The organism is Bradyrhizobium sp. Kon37 (assembly GCF_055807535.1).
Genome location: NZ_JBVVOY010000142.1, coordinates 1 through 436, shown reverse-complemented (window position 1 = coordinate 436; position 436 = coordinate 1). Strand labels below are relative to the sequence as shown.

The window sequence follows — 436 nt, the reverse complement described above, 5'->3', positions numbered from 1 at the left end:
GGCAGCAGCACCAGGAACATCGTCCGCGTCCATTGCGCGAGTGCCTTGCGGCGTTCGCCGGCGGCAAGCGCCTCCATCATCGGCGTGAAGCCCAACAGGGCCACCGCAGCCGCCAAGCCGGCAACGATGCCGCAGGCGATTACATACATACATCCTCCCTAATGCGCCTTGCGCACGGTTGTAGTCAGAGTCCGCGGCCTTTGCGCGGGCCGCTTCGGCCGGGGCGTGGCTGCACCTTGGGAGCTGGCCGGGTGGCCGCTGCCGGCGCAGGCCGGGCCGGTGTGGCGACCTGCGGAGCCTGGCGTTGGGCCTGCGCGAACAGTTCCGTGAACGACAGCGGCGCAGGATCGAGGCCGCAAACCTTGTTCAGCAGCTCGGCCGACTCCCGGCCGTGGACCTGGATCGGGAACGACGGAGCCTTGTTGGCAATCAGCCA

General features: G+C 68.6%; 1 protein-coding gene. It reads right to left on the bottom strand.

Features of this window, described 5'->3' with window-relative positions:
- Positions 1 to 184: 184 nt before the first annotated feature.
- On the bottom strand, positions 185 to 436 hold a 252-nt coding region (locus tag AC0L3J_RS37500), incomplete at its 5' end, for a plasmid fertility inhibition factor family protein (protein ID WP_473350443.1).